Consider the following 17,171-nt stretch of genomic DNA (forward strand, 5'->3'; position numbering starts at 1 on the left):
AGAATAATGGACGCTGATTACCTACCGTTTCATCAAAACCCAAGTAAGCCTAAGTTTATCGCTCCGGCTGGTGCTGTCGACGCTCACTGCCATGTATTTGGCCCAGCGGCGCAATTCCCATATTCACCTAAGCGTAAATACACGCCTTGTGATGCTTCAAAAGAACAACTGTTCGCCTTACGCGATCACCTTGGCTTTAGTCGTAACGTGATTGTGCAGGCCTCTTGCCATAGCACCGACAACTCAGCATTGCTAGATGCCCTAGACAGCGCTGGTGAACTGGCACGCGGCGTGGCTTTCGTCGATGAAACTGTCACTGATGAAGAACTGCAAACCATGGACGCAGCAGGCGTGCGCGGTATCCGCTTTAACTTTGTAAAACGCTTAGTTGATACCACACCAAAAGACGTCCTTAAGAAAATTGCGGATCGCGTTCGTCCTTTAGGTTGGCATATCGTGGTGTACTTTGAATCTCAAGACATCGACGACATTGCCCCTTTCCTCGACGAACTCGATATGACGGTTGTTGTAGACCACATGGGCCGACCAGACATTGCACAAGGTAACAATAGTGAAGCCTTTGCAAAGTTCATCCGCCTTATGGAAAACAACCCAAACATTTGGACAAAGGTCAGCTGCCCAGAGCGTCTAACATTAACACCACCAAACTATAGTGATGTTGTGCCTTTTGCTAAGACCTTGGTCGAGCGATTCCCTACCCGCGTACTTTGGGGGACAGATTGGCCACACCCAAACATGAAATCACACACACCTGATGATGGACACTTGGTTGATGTGATTCCACAGATTGCTGAAACCGATGCCCTTCAACAAGCACTGCTTGTGACAAACCCAATGAAATTATACTGGCCAGAGAGTGAGTAACCGCAATGACTTATTTGAAAGATAAAGGAAATATCCCAGGCACCGTTTTGTTCGATGGATCAATGGCCATAAAAGGCTATGGCTTAAACAAGATGTGCTACACGCTAAATGGTCAGGCTGGTCGTGATGAATTCAAAGCCGACGAACAGGCATACTGTGACAAATTTGGACTGAGTGATGCTCAGAAAAAAGCAGTCCAAGAACGCGATGTATTGGCACTTCTAAACGAAGGCGGCAGTATCTACTACTTAGCGAAATTCGTTGGTATGTTTGGTTTAAACATGCAAGACATTGGCGCCATGCAAACAGGCATGAGCGTTGAAGAATTCAAACAAATGTTGGTTGAGGCAGGGAAATAATCATGGCTAGAGTTATTGGTGGTATCAGTACTTCACACATTCCTTCAATCGGGAAAGCGATTGAAAACAACCTTCAAGAAACAGAATATTGGCAGCCGTTTTTCAAAAACTTCCCGGGAATTCACGCTTGGTTAGAACAAGAGAAACCGGATGTTGCCGTTGTATTCTACAACGACCATGGCCTTGAGTTCTTCCTAGACAAGAAACCAACCTTTGCTATTGGTGCCGCTGCGAGCTACATGAACGCCGATGAAGGTTGGGGAATCCCTACAATTCCAGCAATTCCGGGTGATCCTGAATTTTCTTGGCACATTTGTAATCATCTAGTTGAGAGTGAGTTCGACATCACTATCTGCCAAGAGATGAAGGTAGATCACGGCCTAACAGTACCAATGCAGTTGATGTGGCCAAACAACAGCTACTCACACATGAAGGTGATTCCTGTTTGTTTGAACGTAGAGCAACACCCTATGCCGTCACCTAAACGCTGTTACAACCTAGGTAAAGCGATTGGTGAAGCTATCGACTCTTACGATAAAGATCTAAAAGTTGTGGTGTTAGGTACTGGCGGCCTATCCCACCAGCTAGATGGTGAACGTGCGGGCTACATCAACAAAGAGTTTGACCTGTACTGCATGGATAAGCTAATCAGCGCCCCCGACGAGCTATCTAAACTGACGATTCACGATCTTATTGCCAATGGCGGTGCTCAAGGTCCTGAATTCATCATGTGGATGGGGATGCGTGGTGCATTGAATGGCGAGTTAAATGTTCTACAAAGTGACTATCACGCACCTATTTCAAATACTGGCGCAGGTACTATGTTGATTGAAAATAAGTAGTCGCTCCCCGACTCTAAACTTGATCGCTATTGAGCTTTTTCAGCCTACTCTTTCATGAGTAGGCTTTTTTGTATCACGACGCCAATTTCAGCACTTCATTACTGAACAGTTCGCGTAGCCACAAGTTCACGATGTCGTCATTGCGGTTGCTGTGCCAATACACGCTCAATGAAGGTGTAAGGTATTCAAATGGCACTTCTAGCAACTTTATCTTGTCTTTATCAAAATACGCGTCCGCGACCCCTTTAGGGAAAGTTGCAATCCAATCGCTGTTATAAATCGTGTCAGAAAAGTCAGCGATGGAATTGAGCTTTCTCGCCACCTTTCTTTCGGAAAAGATCGGGCTGTGAAGCTCGGTTAACTGGTTTACTCGATAATTATCATGCGTCAACATCACGTGCTTTTCAGCTAAGTAGCGTTCTAAAGTTATCTGTTCTTCTATCTGCGAGTGGTTTTGGCTGCATACCACGCACAGTTCATCGCCCCAGATCTCTTGGCTCTGCAGTGTCGGGTGGGCATTAGTAAGGTCGACGACAAGGTCGATCTTCTTCTCTCGAATATCCGTTGCCATGTCTTCTTTGATGTTCACCACTTCGATAACGCAGTTGGGGGCTTCTTTTTGAATCCTGTCCAAGATACGAGGCAAGATCACGCTGCTTGAAATGCTCATCGCAGCAATTCTGAAGGTGTAATTACACTCTTTCGGGTCGAAATCGTGAGTTTCAGGGAGTGAGTGTGAAACCAGCTTATGTGCTTGCTTGAAGATTGGGTACAGGTCGTTCGCGACTGGCGTAGGCTCGAGTGTGTATGATTTTCTAACGAAGAGGAGATCCCGATATTCGTCTCTAAGCTGCTTTAGGTGCGCGCTGAGACTAGGTTGAGATATATTGAGCCTTTCTGCCGCGTACGTCAGGTTTCCTTCTTCATATATCGCGATAAAGTAATATATGAGGTTGAGGTTAAATCGTTTCATTCGAGCTCTTCAGGCAGTCATGTAATTAAATAAACGATAAAAATAATATCGTTTAAATGACTGTGAATTATCGCTCCCCATTCCCATATTTTAGTTATGGTTATGACAGAACATTGTTAAAACGCCAAAACAAAATAACACGAACTAGTACGGTAGTATTTAAGGAACAAGATCCAAATATCGGTAACAGTCTGGTTTTTATAAAGATATAGGTTTTCCTGATATCTAGTATAGGCATGGCGTTATATTAGAAGACGCTTGAGTTTGACATAATTATCGGTTCCTAAATATACACATATAGAAATAGAGAATGATGAACCGATTTGTAAAACCGATAATAATCTCAATGAGCCTAGTGACTTTATTTGGCTGCGTAGGTAGTAACGCAGTAACAGGTAAACTAATGGAGTTTAACGTTAAAGCCGTTGATAACCGTTACGCTCGTGGTGGCCTAAACATGTTACTTGCCCCTGCTTACGGTATTACCGTTGCTGCCGATTACATCGTGTTTAACTCACTAGAGTTTTGGACGGGCAAGAACCCAATCAACAAGAAGCCTCACATCTTTGATACCAAAGTAGATACCTACATTGATGTTAATGACCAACTGGATGACAGCCTAACAGAAGCGCCTATCGACCCATTGGCAAAGCATGTGATTGACCACAGTGAAATGAAAGTACTTAACCAAGACGAAATCGCAATTGAGCTAACCTACAACGACGGTACTCGCGCGACTCTAACGGGTCAACGTTTCGGCGATGAAGTTCATTACTCTATTGATAACCAAGTGATTGCAAAAACAAGCTTGGAAGAGATGCAGATGTACATGGCATCGGCTGATCAGTCTTAAGCAACGTAGAATTAACTGATACACCCCCAATCAATTCAGTTAGTCAGTACCTATAAAAAAGAGAGGTTAGCTTAGTCGCTAACCTCTCTTTTTTGTTTGTCGTTTTTATTTTGGTTTATGGCGAATAACCGCCACTAATAAGCAAAAAAAGGAGAGAAACGTTTCACGTTTAGCTGACGAGTCATATTACTCAGCTGCGCTTCTCGTATGTCTTGAAACTGATCCAATCGCTGGTAAATAGTGAAGTATCGATTGATGTTGGCGACGTATTTTACAGGCTCTTGGCTAATATTTTGTCTTGCGACCACTTCAACATGATTAAACCATTTATTTGGGTTGTAACCTTGCTTGGCGGCAAGCACGCGCATTCGTCTGATCTTAGCCGGCCCAGCATTATAAGCCGCTAAGCTAAAATGAATCTTGTCGATATCCGAGATTTCCGGCAAATCGAAATATCGGTCATAGATAAAACGCAGATACTTGCTGCCCGCATGAATATTGCTTTCTAAGTCGTAAACATTATCAATATCGACATACCAATCTTTTGCGGTTTTAGGCATCACTTGCATAATACCCACCGCACCACGATGTGATATTTTTGAGTTATCCAAGCCTGATTCTTGAAAAGCCATTGCTAACAAAATAAACCAATCGATCTCGAACTTTTCCCCATAAACCATGAACAGCTTTTCTAGCTTATCCCGTTCTTCGTTTTGCATCGGATTAGAGGCTCTATTCATCCATGACGTACTTTCGAGATAACGATTGTCGATGACATTACCCAGCAACGTCCCCTGCTTTGAATCTTGCAAATATTGGTCGATTTTGGCTTTCAGCTGCGGGCTATTTTTGCGAATCGCCCAAGCAATATCTGCATTGTGCCTAAAGGCAAGATTGTGATGGATTCTGATGTCTTGCTCTAAGTTTCCCCATAGTTCAAGCTTGTGGCTATCCACGATGGTTGCGGTAATTTGTCCGCGTTTAATCAAATCGAGCAATTCGAGATCTTGGAGGTTGTCACTTAACAAGTGGATATAGATGGGCGCTAAACCGTTCTTCTCTAGCTGTTTATTCACTGAGTAAACGCTGCTGATATAACTGGAGTTTTGCTTTAGCCAAACCTCTCTACCCTGTAACTGAGTGATGTCGTTAATCAAAGGTGTAGAACGGCTTGTCACTAGTAACTCATCAATGTCGCTACGAATGGGAATGCTGAAATCGACCAATTGCTCACGCTGTTTGGTCACGGTTAGGTTGGCGATGGCAATATCACCTTGCCCCAGATTCAAAGCATTGAGTAGCTCACTCCGCTCAACCGGAATCACCTTAACGCGCAGTAAAGGGTCACGTAGCTTTAGCTCTTGATCAAAGTAATAAATCTGCTCGGCAAGAATCCCTTTCGGCTTACCATTTTCAATATGATAGAACCCCATATCACCAGACACTAAGACACGCACAACGCCTCTTTCACGCAACGCAGAGAAGTCACCCACATAGGATTCGAGTGCGTTGTCGGGTATTTCAAAACCAAGAGTCGATTTGGAAATAAGAGAAAGAAAAACCAACACCTTCGATAAACGTGAAGCGCCATTAAAATTCGTCATATTCATTGTTCCTAATGCGTTTAAGCCAAAACCCTCAATAATGCTAGGTGTTGCTTGTGAGCTATCGGGCTAGAAGCGATTCAACGTAAAGGAACATTTCTTAACGTTGTACGATTGCAATCTACGTTGTTGGACAGAGTACGTTGATGTGTAAAGTGCGTTTGATGTTCAGAGCAATCTGGTGAGCGTTGTGGACCGTTTAGGCGTTGCTTTGATTCGTTACTTTTTATCAAGGGAAGCGAATTATACCGGAAACCATCAAGTCCGAAATAACGCAGTGGCTATAGTAGATATAGGGGGCTCCTATAGATCTCCCCCTCTAAAAGCGCCATCAGAAGTCACTCTTCGCAGTCTCTAATAAATCCCCAAATAGACCAAACACCACTCAGCAGTTAATAATTTCATCATTAAGTTATTGATTGGTTTATAAATTCAGATATATCAAGCCAGCACTATTTTAATATTTTATAAATTGTTTAAATTGAGATCCTGTGCTGCACAACGAAGTGAAAATGGCTGCCTAACTTTTGAACACATTCACGTTACTGATAGGTTAATCCTTATAGGGCAAATGCTCTATTAATGATAAAAATTAAAATAAGGATTATTTATGAGACCATCTATTTCTATCAGTATGGTGCTTGCAACGACAGTGGTTGGCTTCCAGTCTTATGCGCAAAATATTGAGACAACTGATTCATTAGGTATTGCAGAAAGTAGCGCAGCGCAAAAGCAATCTCTGGCGTTGCAAATCAGTGCCCGCTACTCCGATCTTGAGCTTTCTTTAAAAGACCAGATAACAGAAAAGCAACTGTCTACACCGATAGACAAGCTTAACTCAGCTAAGCCCTACTCCGCGTTTTCAAGCAAGATGCAGAAAGCGGACCTTGGTTATCGCAAGATGAAAGGGATCAATAACTTCAGCGACTCTGTGTTAGAGATTCGCATGGCTGATGAAGCGATGATTGAAGCTTGGAAGAATGGCGAAAACCCATTATTTGCGTTTGAACCATCAGGTGATGATTCGAATTGGCAATATATTGAAGCGTACGACGTATACGGACAAGTTCATCAATTAGATGTGTACCAAATGCCAGACGTCCCAGTGTTTGTGGTTGATAGTAATGGTGCGGAAGAGCTCAAAGCCGGCTTAATGGCAATGCAGGCTGAGATGCAGAAGCTAGGCACCACAACGCAAATCAATGCTGATAGCGTTATCAATACCGACGAGAGTAAACCTCAAAAACCGTCTTTGATGAGCAAGGCACATCGTTCGATGACCTTGTCGGAACCTGAGCCGTTGAACACCACACAATTAACCAAAATCCGTTTAGCCGTCGACCAAGAACCTTGGATCTCTGGCAAAGCGGAAATCTACGCTATCGTGACGGGTGTCGATTCAAGTCGCTTAGAGCCACAAATAGACCTCGTTGAGATGCCTTATCTGGACTACGACAAACAGACGTACTATCCAAATCAGACCGTCATCTTCTGGCCTCGCTACCGCTGGGGCGCTGCAGATATGATCTTAATGGAGCACGATGATGGCACAGACTACAAAGCGCTAGCAAAACTCTTGGTGCAAGCCGCAGAAGAGATACTGAAGATGATTCCTGATCCAGAAGTTCAGGGTTACGCGATCATCCCTCAGATCACAGGCAAGATTATCGATGTGATTCCTGATGGTGTATTAGTGAATGATGATGACTTCGTAGATGTGTACTACACCTTAATGCAGAACACGCCTTATGAAGACCGTCCGGGCGCAGGCGGGAATGCTGTCGCGTCGTTTGCACCAGTCACGATTTCGCCAACAGAGTAAGCCGTTTCTTATTGAGTTAGGGCTTAATCGCTAGGCCCTAACTCTTCATTATCGAAGCTAAGTAAAACATAAGAAACCTACTCAGAACCTAATTACAGGGAGTAATCAAACACAATGATGTCTTCTAAAAGCGGACGAAACACATCTTTCAGCGCATCATGCTCAGGGTGCGGAAGGTATTTCTGACGGCCTTCTTCATCGGCGAACGTCATTAACACCGAATGGGTATAACCTTGATTCTTGTTTTCAGGGCTGTCATTTAGCCCCCACTCCACTGAAGTCACCCCTTCAACTTTGTTTGGCATCGCTTCGAACAACATCTTTAGTTTTTGAACCTCTGAAGCCTCAGCGTTTTCTTTAAACTTAATCAGTAAAATATGACGAATCATTCCCGTTTCTTTTCGAGTCATTCCTAGTCCTTTTCGAGTCGTTCGCTTATTGGTTTGTAATGCTTAACCAACACCCAATAGCGTTCTAAAGTTAGAGAACAACAAAATGCCACACGTTACACAACATGCCAAGACTAGAACACTAGAGTTTATAAAATAACTCAAACCCCCAAACAAAAATGCTGCACCCAAGGGCGCAGCATTTCTCATGACAATGGTAAGCACGTTTATACGTTAATCACGACGACCCGTAAGCTGGATCGTCTGGTCTTGATCAGCGCTCTTGTGGAATTTTATTCCGCCATTAGTGGCGTCATTTCTTCCTTCAAGTACTGGCTCAGATTCAACACGCTCAGCCTTTACTTGATTACCTTCGCCTCTCGTCATATCGAGAGTACTCGCATAAGTACCGTCAGCCGCGAAAGCCGTGTTCATAGATAAAGCCATCAATCCAAGTGCGATTAACTTGTTCATACATCACCTCGTTGTATTTCTAATTCTTTGTTCGTTTGGTATCTGTGTTTTTGTTGGAGTAACTTTAACAATCGAACATGAACCATTCGAGGAAAAGCAAGATTTACCAAATGGAAAATCAAGGGATTAGCGAAGTTCTGACGCTGTGCTGTCTTATCCGTTTTGCACTGCCACTATGATATTAGAGTCACATAATTTCTGTACGCCAACCGCACAGAGATTGCTGCCTATAAAAGGAATCATTTGGAGAAAATGTGGACATCAATCTAGATATTCAAAATATCCTCGTCATCAAGCGTATGTATGAACTTCGCAATGTTGGACTGGTGGCGGAGTCGCTAGGAAAAACCTCTGGGGCGATCAGCAAGAACCTCTCGAAGTTAAAGTTGCAGCTCGACGACCCACTGTTCATTCAAACCAAAAACGGTTTTGAACCCACGACTTTTGTTGAAACCAACATCGAAAATTTTGAGCAGATACTCAGCAGTATCGAAGCGATAAAGCATCAAGTATTTTCGCCAGAGACTTACCAAGGCAATATCAAAATCTACGCGAATACTCTATTCTGGGAACGCTTTGGCTCGAAGCTCTTATTTGCTCTGACTAAAGCGGCACCGCATGCTCGCTATTCATTTCTTAGATGGGGAAGCAACGCGAGGAACAGGCTCATCGACGGTGAGGAGTCCATTGCAGTTCACTACTTTGATGAAACCTTGCCACAGTCGATATCTCAAAAGGCGTTCGGGGAAGGAAAAGTGGTTTTCTTCGTGAGAGACGATCATCCAGCGCAAGACTTTGAATCACTGGCCAACTATCCAATCGCTCTATTTAAAACACCAGGATGGAATGACAATAAATATCCGGTCCTTGAGCGTCTTAGAAATATCGGTTTTCACGTAAACCCAAGAGTGGAAGTCGACCACCCTGCGATGATTCACGATGTTATATTCAAATCCGACTATTTTGGTATCACTCTCAGTGGCAGCGTGCCAGAAGGCTGTCGCAGTATGGACTTGCCAGAACAATTGACCATAGATGTGAGCTATGTGATGAGCTGTCGCCGCTCGCAAAAAGACGCACCTTTGAATCAGTGGTTATTCCAAATGTTGAAATCTACCCTGAAAAACAAACAAGCGTAGTTCAGCTTTTAACGGGTTGAAGGCTTAACTGCCTAACTCCCCTACCATCTAAAAAAAGAAAAGGCTCCCGAGGGAGCCTTTGATTATGTTTCTAGTGACTATTCGCTTATGTTTTTATTTTAAAATGCTTCTTCGAGCGTTTGTTCATTCTTTTTTTCTGTCTGTTTTTCAACGGTTTCAACCTCTTTTAAGCGCGCGGTAAAGTGTCTCAACACCGGCGGTTCATAGGTAAAGTCGAGCCCTTTCACTTTGCTCGCGTTCTCTTTCACTTTTTCGAATGCTTCGATGATGAAGTCCATGTGAGTTTGTGTGTACGTCGCGCGAGGAATGGTAAGGCGCAATAACTCTGCTGGGCATTGATGTTGCTCGCCCGTGGCAGGATCGCGACCTTGCAGCAAGGAACCAATTTCAACAGCTCTGATACCTGCCACTTTGTACAGCTCGCACGCCAAAGCATGTGCTGGGAACTGACGCGCGGGAATATGAGGAAGCAGTTTACCCGCATCGACAAACGCAGCATGACCACCCGCTTGTTGGCACACGATACCTATCGCTTCTAAGCCATCGACTAAGTATTGAACCTGACCAATACGATATTCCAACCAATCTTGACGCATGCCGTCATACAGGCCAACCGCAAGACGCTCCATCGCGCCGCCTTCTAAACCACCATAGGTTGGGAAGCCCTCTTGCACCACACACAAGGTTCGACACTCTGTGTACACATCCATGAAAGCGTCATCTTTAAAGCACAACAAGCCACCCATTTGGACCATGGCATCTTTCTTGGCAGACATGGCTAAACCATCCGCATATTTGTAAGACTCACGCGTGATCTGTTCGATTGTCCAATCTTGATAACCCGCTTCTCGTTGTTGAATGAAGTAGGCATTTTCAGCGTAGCGTGCCGAGTCCATGATCACAGGAATATCGTACTTCTGAGCGATTTCATACACGGCTTTTAGGTTAGCGATAGACACTGGCTGTCCACCAGCAGAGTTACAGGTAATGGTGCTCACAATATAAGGAACATTGGCTGCGCCCGCTTCTAAGATCGCTTCTTCCAGCTTCACCACATCGAAGTTGCCTTTGAAGTCTGCATTCACTGAGGTATCGAACGCTTCTTTGGTATAAACGTTCTTCGCCACGCAGCAATTCACTTGGGTGTGACCTTGTGTTGTATCGAAGAAGTAGTTCGACAACGCGACCATTTTGCTTCGGTCGAGCCCTTTCTCCATCTCACGTTTCTTGATAAGAACAGGAATGTAGATCTGCTCTGCACCGCGTCCTTGGTGGGTTGGAATCGTCAACTCGTAACCGAAGATATCCTTAACCGCATTCGACAATGCGTAGTAACTGCGGCTACCACTGTAAGCTTCATCACCCATTAGCATCGCGGCTTGCATACGCTGAGTAATAGATCCTGTTCCGCTGTCTGTCAGTAAGTCGATAAACACATCATCACTATCAAGTAAGAATGGGTTCATCCCCGCTTCGACAATGGCTTGTTCACGATAGGCACGAGTTGTTCTTTTTACTGGCTCTACAACACGAATACGAAACGGTTCTGGTAGATGTTTGAAATTTTCCATAATAGTACCTTTCAACAAATTCAGCCTAAGGCGAAAAGCCAAATTCATTATTTTTAGATGTCACGAGTCATCACCATTAATTTTATTTCACGTACGATCACACTCGTGATAATTACGATAAAAATTAATAGCTAGAAATAGATTATTTAATCAATGACGTATTGATTAGACTCCAATTAATAATATCTAAGAGACAAAAAGCCCATGCACAAAAAACAACGACTAAACGCATGAGTTACGACATATCTTAAAGACAAAATTAATAGGATTGGGCAAAGCTCATGGGCTCTGCTGGCGCGTGACGCCTAGAGGTTACTACTCTGAAGAAAGGTGGAACGAGAGCTGGTGATCTAAGGTATACCAAGCTAACAAGGTTAGCCAAGTTGTTGATTGCCATTTCAGATACATGTTCACAATATATCCCTACGTTGAAATCAAAATGATCCGAAATTTAAATATAGTGCAATTGTTTTATAAATAAAGCTTAGAGAAGTATAAATGTGATCAATATTTAGAATGGTAATTAAATACGATAGCGTGTTATATAAACTGTGAATCACAGCTGTTTATATACTATTAAACTAGTTCAGAGAGTTGCTTAATAATATCGAATCTCTTTTAAACTCAATACCTCTCTAATAAGGGGCGAAGATGACTGTTTTCTAAAAAGCTATCTTCTAGGAATCCATCTTCTAGAGAGCTAAAAAGCCAAGCTCTAAAATTCGCCGATCTAGAAAAGCTAAGCACTAAAGCTCTCAGCCTTAACTAAATAAAGATAAGCTCTCACGCTCCAAAAAACTCAGTTCTGATGAGCCTCAAGCCTCACCAGAACCGTTTTGCAGTGAATGACTTACTTCTTCTTAACAGCTTGCTTGATGGCCATTTCAGCCAGTTTTGGCGTCGCTGCTTTCAATGCACTGGGGGCAACCTTCTTACCCGCCTTGACCGCTTTATTCAGTTGGCCTTTAACCGACGTGCCTCTTTTCATGGCTTCTAAACGTTGGCGATTTCTCTGAACGTTATTTGCGTCAGCGATACGCTCGATCAACGTCTGCCTTAAAGTATCTAAACCAAACTGTACCTTTTCTGGCGCAATCGCCAGCGGTAACGCGATATCGGTTTGCAGCAATATATGATTGTATTCGAGCGCTTGAGCAATGATCTTCGCTTTGGCCGATGTTGGGTTCTCTAAGTCATACGGTGGTTGCCAGTCGTCTACAGGCTTTAATCGGTCTACCTGATTAACAACCGACACCACAATCGGTTTCTTACGTGAGATGTTCTTAGGATCGTCATAGAAAGCATCAAATCTATCTTTCAACTGCTTATCCAAATCACGTGCAGATTGATTGGCTTTAAGCACCCATAACACTACGTCGGCTTGGGTCATCTCTTTTAGCATTAAGGCTTCGGTTTTAGGATTGCCATCAAGCCCTTGAAGATCAACAACGCGAACATCATTGTCGTCGACAAACGCGTTGTATACGGTTGAAGTGTCGGTTGATGGCAGTACATCCACTTCTGCAACCAACTCTTGCTTGAGTGCATTAATAAGTGAAGATTTACCAGAACTGGTTTGCCCCACCAGCACGATTCGCACGGGTTCTAACTCTGGAGCAAAGCGTTGTTCGTCGAGTTCAGAAACATCAGACGCTTGCAGAGCTTCATCTTCAATACTGAAACGTCCGCTATAGAGGTCAATCGCCACCGCAGCGACTTCATCTAACAAGGCTTGTTTAGCGGCGTATTGCATGTCATCAACCACACCTCTTGTCATCGATGCGGTCGCTTGTTCTCGACCCAAATCGGAAATCACTTTTAATGGGTTCAAATAGAGGTTTTTAAGGTGATTCCCCCAAATAGCGGCCTTAACGATCTTTTGCCCTAGCTCGCCATATTTGTCATAGGCTTCGTAGCCCGCTTTGATGTAAGAAACCTTGAGGTACTCAATGCCGGGTATATGCTCTCGCACGACCAATTTGTAACGTCGGCTGACCTCTTCGAACAGCTTTAGCCCTTCAGGAATCGAGAAATCGAGCGATTTCTTATCAAACTTTTTCGCAACGAATTCAAGTACCTCTAAACCGGTTTGGTCTAAGTTGCCCCATTCGATGTCGACCATTAATTGTTGGCGTACATGATGTTTTGAATCATTCCAGATCGACAGTTCTTTTTGAGACCAATCAGCCGAAGCCTTAACCAATGCATCGTTGATATCAGCTTTGTTATGTTGTGATTCAGAATCAGATTCAGAACTTCCCTCGCCAAGGTCGTCGCTCTCTTTATTTGAGAAGGGCTCCGTACTTGAAGATCGGCGTGAAGAGTGGCTTGAAGAATCGCGTGAAGAACGACTAGAAATAAACAGGGGAATGGTGAACACCAAGGTACTCACGGCAATGGCAATCGACATTTCGAGTAGATAACCGTATTTCACCGCCAAGAACACACCAAAGCCCATCATGATAATGCTTGGGAAGATGGCCGAAATCAGGGCAATGCCCCAGCGGCCGCTCGATAGCACCGCCAGTAATCGAAATAGGTTTCTAATTTTCATCATAACCCGACGCCGCCTTTCCTTTTTTCAGGGATTCTTTGTAGATCTTCTGCATCTCTTGTTCAGACACTTCTTCACCTTTGTTCTTATGATAGAAGTAAAAACAAGCCGCGCGACCTAAACCATAAGAGGTGCCGAAACTCATTGCCGCTGCAGCCACCGCGCCTACCGTTTGACCATAAACTGGAATCAGCTTTATCAACTGTCGAGTGCCCAGCTTCATTCCGTATTGCAAAGCAAAGCTGCTTCCCAGAGTGCCTATCAACTCACTGAAGACTCTCTTGTTCCATTCGACCCCATATTGATTCGCCAAGCTATGAAGCATTTTGGCTTGAATCGCAGGTACCGATACCAAACCAACACCCGGAATCAAATCGCTCGCCGCGGCACTTCCTGCATACCAAAGCACTTCGTTTTCTACTTGATCAAAGTTAGCTTCTTCTTGCGTGGAATGCTCTTTGTCTTGCACCATCATTCCGATCACCGGAAGAATACTGGTCAGCTTTTCTAACAAGATGTCATAATTGTAAATTGAACCACTGTTATTGCTCGAGTCATCGACTTCAAAATCGACTGCTACCGATTCAAACTCTTTACCCCAAGTCTTCTCTACTTGGTTAGTGTTGAATTGAATTTGCCTTGTTCGATCTGGTTCACTGTAAGACAACACCGCCGTATGAACCAGCAGCAAGTGTTTAATCTTCTTCTGTTTCTTAATCTGTTTTAGAGCAGTAAGCACGGCGGATTGTTCAGGCTCGTCGGCTTTCATCACAACGACTAACGCATTACCTGCCTGACCAATCTCTTCCAGATCCTCTTTCGCATCGTAATTCGCTTCGCTTAGTCCTCTGGTATCGAGAAAGCGCATCACCGGTTTGTCTTGTGGAAACTCATACGACATCGCCGTCATGGTACAAGGCGCAAAACCATTACCCACTTCTACAGAAGAGTCACCAGTCACCGCTTGAATAAACGATGACTTGCCCGCCCCCGTTTTGCCCAACAGCCACAATGTAGGAAGATGCTTGCGCTGATATTCATGAGCCTGAGTCAAGTCTGGGTTCTTGCTCGGATTAATGAAGTCTTTTATTTGATCAAACATGTTTAGAGTAACGCTCACTTGATGTTGAGATTCGAGTTGATGACAAAGCAATACTGACTTATATAATCACAAATCATATTAAACTTATGTTTGTTCAGTCGCACAGGTTTACAATGCCTAAACGCTTGTTTTTATTTGCGCGCTCATTTTTTATAGACGCTTTTTTATACGTGCGGGTATCATCGTATTGATTCGGGTACCTAACGAACATCAACAAACACAGAGAGCTCAAAGAGAAGTATGGAACAAATTTATTTAGCTGGCGGTTGCTTGTGGGGTGTACAAGAATTTATTAAGTACGTTCCTGGTGTTATCAGCACAGAAGCAGGCCGTGCAAATGGAAGCGCCCAGCCAACAGAGAACAAGACGACTCAAAGCAACGGCACACAAAACGATTACGATGGCTACGCAGAGTGCGTACAAATTGAATTTGATCCAAGTATCACATCAGTCACTATTCTGATGGAACATTTGTTTGAGATTATTGACCCTTATAGCGTCAATAAACAAGGTGTTGATATCGGAGAGAAATACCGCACAGGCGTTTACAGCACTAACGCAGAACACTTAACCGAAGCTAAGCACTATATTTCTTCAAGAGATGATGCCGACCGTATCGCTGTTGAGGTGTTGCCATTGACCAATTATGTTGCCAGCGACGACATCCACCAGCACCACTTAAGTCACTTCCCTGAAGATCACCACTTATGCCATATCCCTTGGGATCTGCTGCATAAGTATAAATCACAATAGTCTCGACGTAAGATTAAAATAGTCGCGACGTAAGATTGAGATGGTCACGACCTAAGATCGATAAAGCCTCAACAGACATTATCTGTTGAGGCTTTTTAAGTGTTATGGTCAGGACAGCTATCGTGAATTGATTTGATAGCTCAAGCCATTAAACCATTGACCTTTAGCCATTAGCCATTAGCCACTAACGACTAACTTACTTAGTCGTATTCTCAAGCACGTAGTCCGGACCCGCTGTTTCAGCCGTCACGACCGCAAGTTTAGACACGTCTGCGCCTTCACCTTGGTAAGCGTTAATGCCATTTTCTACAACGACTTTTGGTAATTCTACCGAGTAGCCTTCGATCAGTTCAGAATCCGTTACTTGACCTACGTAAGTTTCGTCTGTGTAGGTTGCGCCAACTAATGGGAAGTCTTGCGTTGCACGTACACTTACAAACTCAGGTGACTGCGAGTTATCAACCACGTTGTGTTTGAACGCCACATCAACGCCCGCATAAATGCCTTCCACTTCTGCGTTGTCAAACAAACTTACACGGTGGCTTTGGTTGCCGTAAACAATGCCCCACTCAGTGTCGACTAGAGAGTTGTTCTCGATGGTGATGTTTTTCGGCGTCCATTGCTTGTTCAGCTCTTTGCCCTTCACCGATTGATCTAGCTGCTCACCATTCGCTACGTCGATGATGCCCGTGTTAATAACAATACCGCCACGTAGGTCAGCATTGCCTTCAATCAAGCCATCGCGGCCTCGAGTGTTTGCAATGTAGTTGTTACGAATCACATGATCTTCATCGTAGATACGGACGCCGCCCGTTAGGCGCTTTCCATTACCTAGAATCATGTTGTTCTCAACCGTGTTGCCTTTTCCGTGACGCAGTGAAATAAGCGCCGTGCTTTGGAAAATCGTATTGCCTGAGATCGTGTTGTCGCCCGACTTAATCGAGATAAGCTCACGCTCACCATCCATATCGATCATTAGGTTGTTCACGAACTTAGAACTTGAATCCCACTGTGAAGCTTTAGAATCACCAATACGGATCGCTTCCCAGCTGTTGCCGTTGTAACGAATCGCTTCTTTGATGTCGAATTCGTTGAACTGGTTAGGCTTTTGATCCATGAAGATGTTATTTGCGATCAGGTGGTTGTCAGCTGTGTCATCTTTTTGTACACCAATCAAAGTGCCGCGTTTTTGCTTACCTTCGAAACGGTTGTTGATGACTTTGCCGTCTTTACCCCATAGAGAAACCCAAAGGTACTTTGGATACTCAGAACGACGCTCGTCTGGCTCGTACGTGTAATCGTGGTTGAAGTAGTAGAATGTTGAGTTTTGAAGCGTATTGCCATTACCCATCATACGAACTGCACCAAAGCGTTCGTTAGGGCCGCCTTCAGTAAATACCAAGCCATCAAGCGTGATGTCATCGCCTTTCAGTTCAAACTGAATCAAGCCCGTGATCCACGCAGAACCTGCTCGCTCTGCCTTGATAGAGATGTCATTCGCCGTAATCGTTACTTGACCTAAGTTCGCGTATTTACCGGCAGGGATAACCACTTCGTCGCCATCTTTTAGGTTTTCAAATTGTGCTTTAAGCGCAGCCACTTGTTCTTCTGACGCAACAGCTAAAGTGTCGCCATCTACCTCAGTTAAGCGGTCACTGCTCAATAGGTAACTACGGTCGATTTCGCTAATAGCTGGCGCAGCTTGTTCAGCGACACTAACTACAGGTGCTGTTTTTTCTTGTGTTGTACAGCCTGTTGCAAAAGCGAGTGTGAACGCGCTAATAATGCTTACCGATAATAGTTTTTTGTTCATCGTACATCTCACATTAA

15 protein-coding genes are annotated in these 17,171 nt (G+C 44.0%); 7 read left to right on the top strand and 8 right to left on the bottom strand.

Annotation, left to right across the window (positions count from 1 at the left end):
* Nucleotides 1-6: 6 nt before the first annotated feature.
* The 3 genes from AB6E85_RS16775 to AB6E85_RS16785 are packed head-to-tail and all read left to right on the top strand — an operon-like array spanning nt 7 to nt 2,086.
* Nucleotides 7-885, top strand: a complete 879-nt coding sequence (locus AB6E85_RS16775; protein WP_372143295.1) for an amidohydrolase family protein — start codon at nt 7-9, stop codon at nt 883-885.
* A 5-nt stretch (nt 886-890) separates the two neighbouring features.
* A complete protein-coding gene (locus AB6E85_RS16780) occupies nt 891-1,244 on the top strand; it encodes a protocatechuate 4,5-dioxygenase subunit alpha (RefSeq protein ID WP_372143297.1) in 354 nt (117 codons plus the stop codon).
* Nucleotides 1,245-1,246: 2 nt separating this feature from the next.
* A complete protein-coding gene (locus AB6E85_RS16785) occupies nt 1,247-2,086 on the top strand; it encodes a class III extradiol dioxygenase family protein (protein WP_372143298.1) in 840 nt (279 codons plus the stop codon).
* Nucleotides 2,087-2,159: 73 nt separating this feature from the next.
* Here AB6E85_RS16785 and AB6E85_RS16790 read toward each other — a convergent pair whose 3' ends face one another.
* Entirely contained in the window at nt 2,160-3,059 is a 900-nt protein-coding gene (locus AB6E85_RS16790; RefSeq protein WP_050621181.1) for a LysR family transcriptional regulator, read from the bottom strand.
* A gap of 310 nt (nt 3,060-3,369) precedes the next feature.
* Between AB6E85_RS16790 and AB6E85_RS16795 the strand changes: the two genes are divergently transcribed.
* Entirely contained in the window at nt 3,370-3,912 is a 543-nt protein-coding gene (locus AB6E85_RS16795) for a DUF3332 family protein (protein ID WP_372143299.1), read from the top strand.
* Between the two features lie 134 nt (nt 3,913-4,046).
* On the opposite strand, the gene AB6E85_RS16800 is transcribed toward AB6E85_RS16795, so the two are convergent.
* Nucleotides 4,047-5,516, bottom strand: coding sequence for a transglycosylase SLT domain-containing protein (locus AB6E85_RS16800; protein WP_372143300.1), 1,470 nt, complete (start codon nt 5,514-5,516; stop codon nt 4,047-4,049).
* Nucleotides 5,517-6,126: 610 nt separating this feature from the next.
* On the opposite strand from AB6E85_RS16800, the gene AB6E85_RS16805 reads away from it, so the two are divergent.
* A complete protein-coding gene (locus tag AB6E85_RS16805; RefSeq protein ID WP_372143301.1) occupies nt 6,127-7,338 on the top strand; it encodes a DUF3103 domain-containing protein in 1,212 nt (403 codons plus the stop codon).
* Between the two features lie 92 nt (nt 7,339-7,430).
* Here the strand turns inward: AB6E85_RS16805 and AB6E85_RS16810 are convergent, their stop codons facing one another.
* Entirely contained in the window at nt 7,431-7,748 is a 318-nt protein-coding gene (locus AB6E85_RS16810) for a Dabb family protein (protein ID WP_248336661.1), read from the bottom strand.
* A 213-nt stretch (nt 7,749-7,961) separates the two neighbouring features.
* On the bottom strand, nt 7,962-8,201 hold the full coding sequence (locus tag AB6E85_RS16815; protein ID WP_372143302.1) for a hypothetical protein: 240 nt from the start codon (nt 8,199-8,201) through the stop codon (nt 7,962-7,964).
* 254 nt (nt 8,202-8,455) lie between these two features.
* On the opposite strand from AB6E85_RS16815, the gene AB6E85_RS16820 reads away from it, so the two are divergent.
* Entirely contained in the window at nt 8,456-9,340 is an 885-nt protein-coding gene (locus tag AB6E85_RS16820) for a LysR family transcriptional regulator (protein WP_050650652.1), read from the top strand.
* 119 nt (nt 9,341-9,459) lie between these two features.
* Here AB6E85_RS16820 and tnaA read toward each other — a convergent pair whose 3' ends face one another.
* The 3 genes from tnaA to AB6E85_RS16835 form a co-directional block, all read right to left on the bottom strand.
* Entirely contained in the window at nt 9,460-10,932 is a 1,473-nt protein-coding gene (tnaA, locus tag AB6E85_RS16825) for a tryptophanase (protein ID WP_372143303.1), read from the bottom strand.
* A gap of 850 nt (nt 10,933-11,782) precedes the next feature.
* Nucleotides 11,783-13,489: a GTPase family protein gene (locus AB6E85_RS16830; protein ID WP_372143305.1), complete on the bottom strand. Its 1,707-nt coding sequence runs from the start codon at nt 13,487-13,489 to the stop codon at nt 11,783-11,785.
* On the bottom strand, nt 13,476-14,588 hold the full coding sequence (locus AB6E85_RS16835; RefSeq protein WP_372143307.1) for a YcjF family protein: 1,113 nt from the start codon (nt 14,586-14,588) through the stop codon (nt 13,476-13,478). The genes AB6E85_RS16830 and AB6E85_RS16835 overlap by 14 nt, the downstream gene beginning before the upstream one ends.
* Nucleotides 14,589-14,828: 240 nt before the next feature.
* On the opposite strand from AB6E85_RS16835, the gene AB6E85_RS16840 reads away from it, so the two are divergent.
* Complete coding sequence (locus AB6E85_RS16840; RefSeq protein WP_102579483.1) at nt 14,829-15,341, top strand: peptide-methionine (S)-S-oxide reductase; 513 nt, start codon at nt 14,829-14,831, stop codon at nt 15,339-15,341.
* 196 nt (nt 15,342-15,537) lie between these two features.
* Here AB6E85_RS16840 and AB6E85_RS16845 read toward each other — a convergent pair whose 3' ends face one another.
* Nucleotides 15,538-17,154, bottom strand: a complete 1,617-nt coding sequence (locus tag AB6E85_RS16845; RefSeq protein ID WP_372143308.1) for a polysaccharide lyase 6 family protein — start codon at nt 17,152-17,154, stop codon at nt 15,538-15,540.
* Nucleotides 17,155-17,171: the final 17 nt, after the last annotated feature.

Origin of the sequence: Vibrio sp. 10N.247.311.51, assembly GCF_041467855.1 — a bacterium.
Classification (GTDB): Bacteria; Pseudomonadota; Gammaproteobacteria; order Enterobacterales; family Vibrionaceae; genus Vibrio; species Vibrio coralliirubri.

Bases quoted from the DNA above. Each gene is read 5' to 3' on its own strand.
- AB6E85_RS16775 (WP_372143295.1), top strand. From the start codon at position 7: ATGGACGCTGATTACCTACCGTTTCATCAAAACCCAAGTAAGCCTAAG.
- AB6E85_RS16780 (WP_372143297.1), top strand. From the start codon at position 891: ATGACTTATTTGAAAGATAAAGGAAATATCCCAGGCACCGTTTTGTTC.
- AB6E85_RS16785 (WP_372143298.1), top strand. From the start codon at position 1,247: ATGGCTAGAGTTATTGGTGGTATCAGTACTTCACACATTCCTTCAATC.
- AB6E85_RS16790 (WP_050621181.1), bottom strand. From the start codon at position 3,059: ATGAAACGATTTAACCTCAACCTCATATATTACTTTATCGCGATATAT.
- AB6E85_RS16795 (WP_372143299.1), top strand. From the start codon at position 3,370: ATGATGAACCGATTTGTAAAACCGATAATAATCTCAATGAGCCTAGTG.
- AB6E85_RS16800 (WP_372143300.1), bottom strand. From the start codon at position 5,516: ATGACGAATTTTAATGGCGCTTCACGTTTATCGAAGGTGTTGGTTTTT.
- AB6E85_RS16805 (WP_372143301.1), top strand. From the start codon at position 6,127: ATGAGACCATCTATTTCTATCAGTATGGTGCTTGCAACGACAGTGGTT.
- AB6E85_RS16810 (WP_248336661.1), bottom strand. From the start codon at position 7,748: ATGACTCGAAAAGAAACGGGAATGATTCGTCATATTTTACTGATTAAG.
- AB6E85_RS16815 (WP_372143302.1), bottom strand. From the start codon at position 8,201: ATGAACAAGTTAATCGCACTTGGATTGATGGCTTTATCTATGAACACG.
- tnaA (WP_372143303.1), bottom strand. From the start codon at position 10,932: ATGGAAAATTTCAAACATCTACCAGAACCGTTTCGTATTCGTGTTGTA.
- AB6E85_RS16830 (WP_372143305.1), bottom strand. From the start codon at position 13,489: ATGATGAAAATTAGAAACCTATTTCGATTACTGGCGGTGCTATCGAGC.
- AB6E85_RS16835 (WP_372143307.1), bottom strand. From the start codon at position 14,588: ATGTTTGATCAAATAAAAGACTTCATTAATCCGAGCAAGAACCCAGAC.
- AB6E85_RS16840 (WP_102579483.1), top strand. From the start codon at position 14,829: ATGGAACAAATTTATTTAGCTGGCGGTTGCTTGTGGGGTGTACAAGAA.
- AB6E85_RS16845 (WP_372143308.1), bottom strand. From the start codon at position 17,154: ATGAACAAAAAACTATTATCGGTAAGCATTATTAGCGCGTTCACACTC.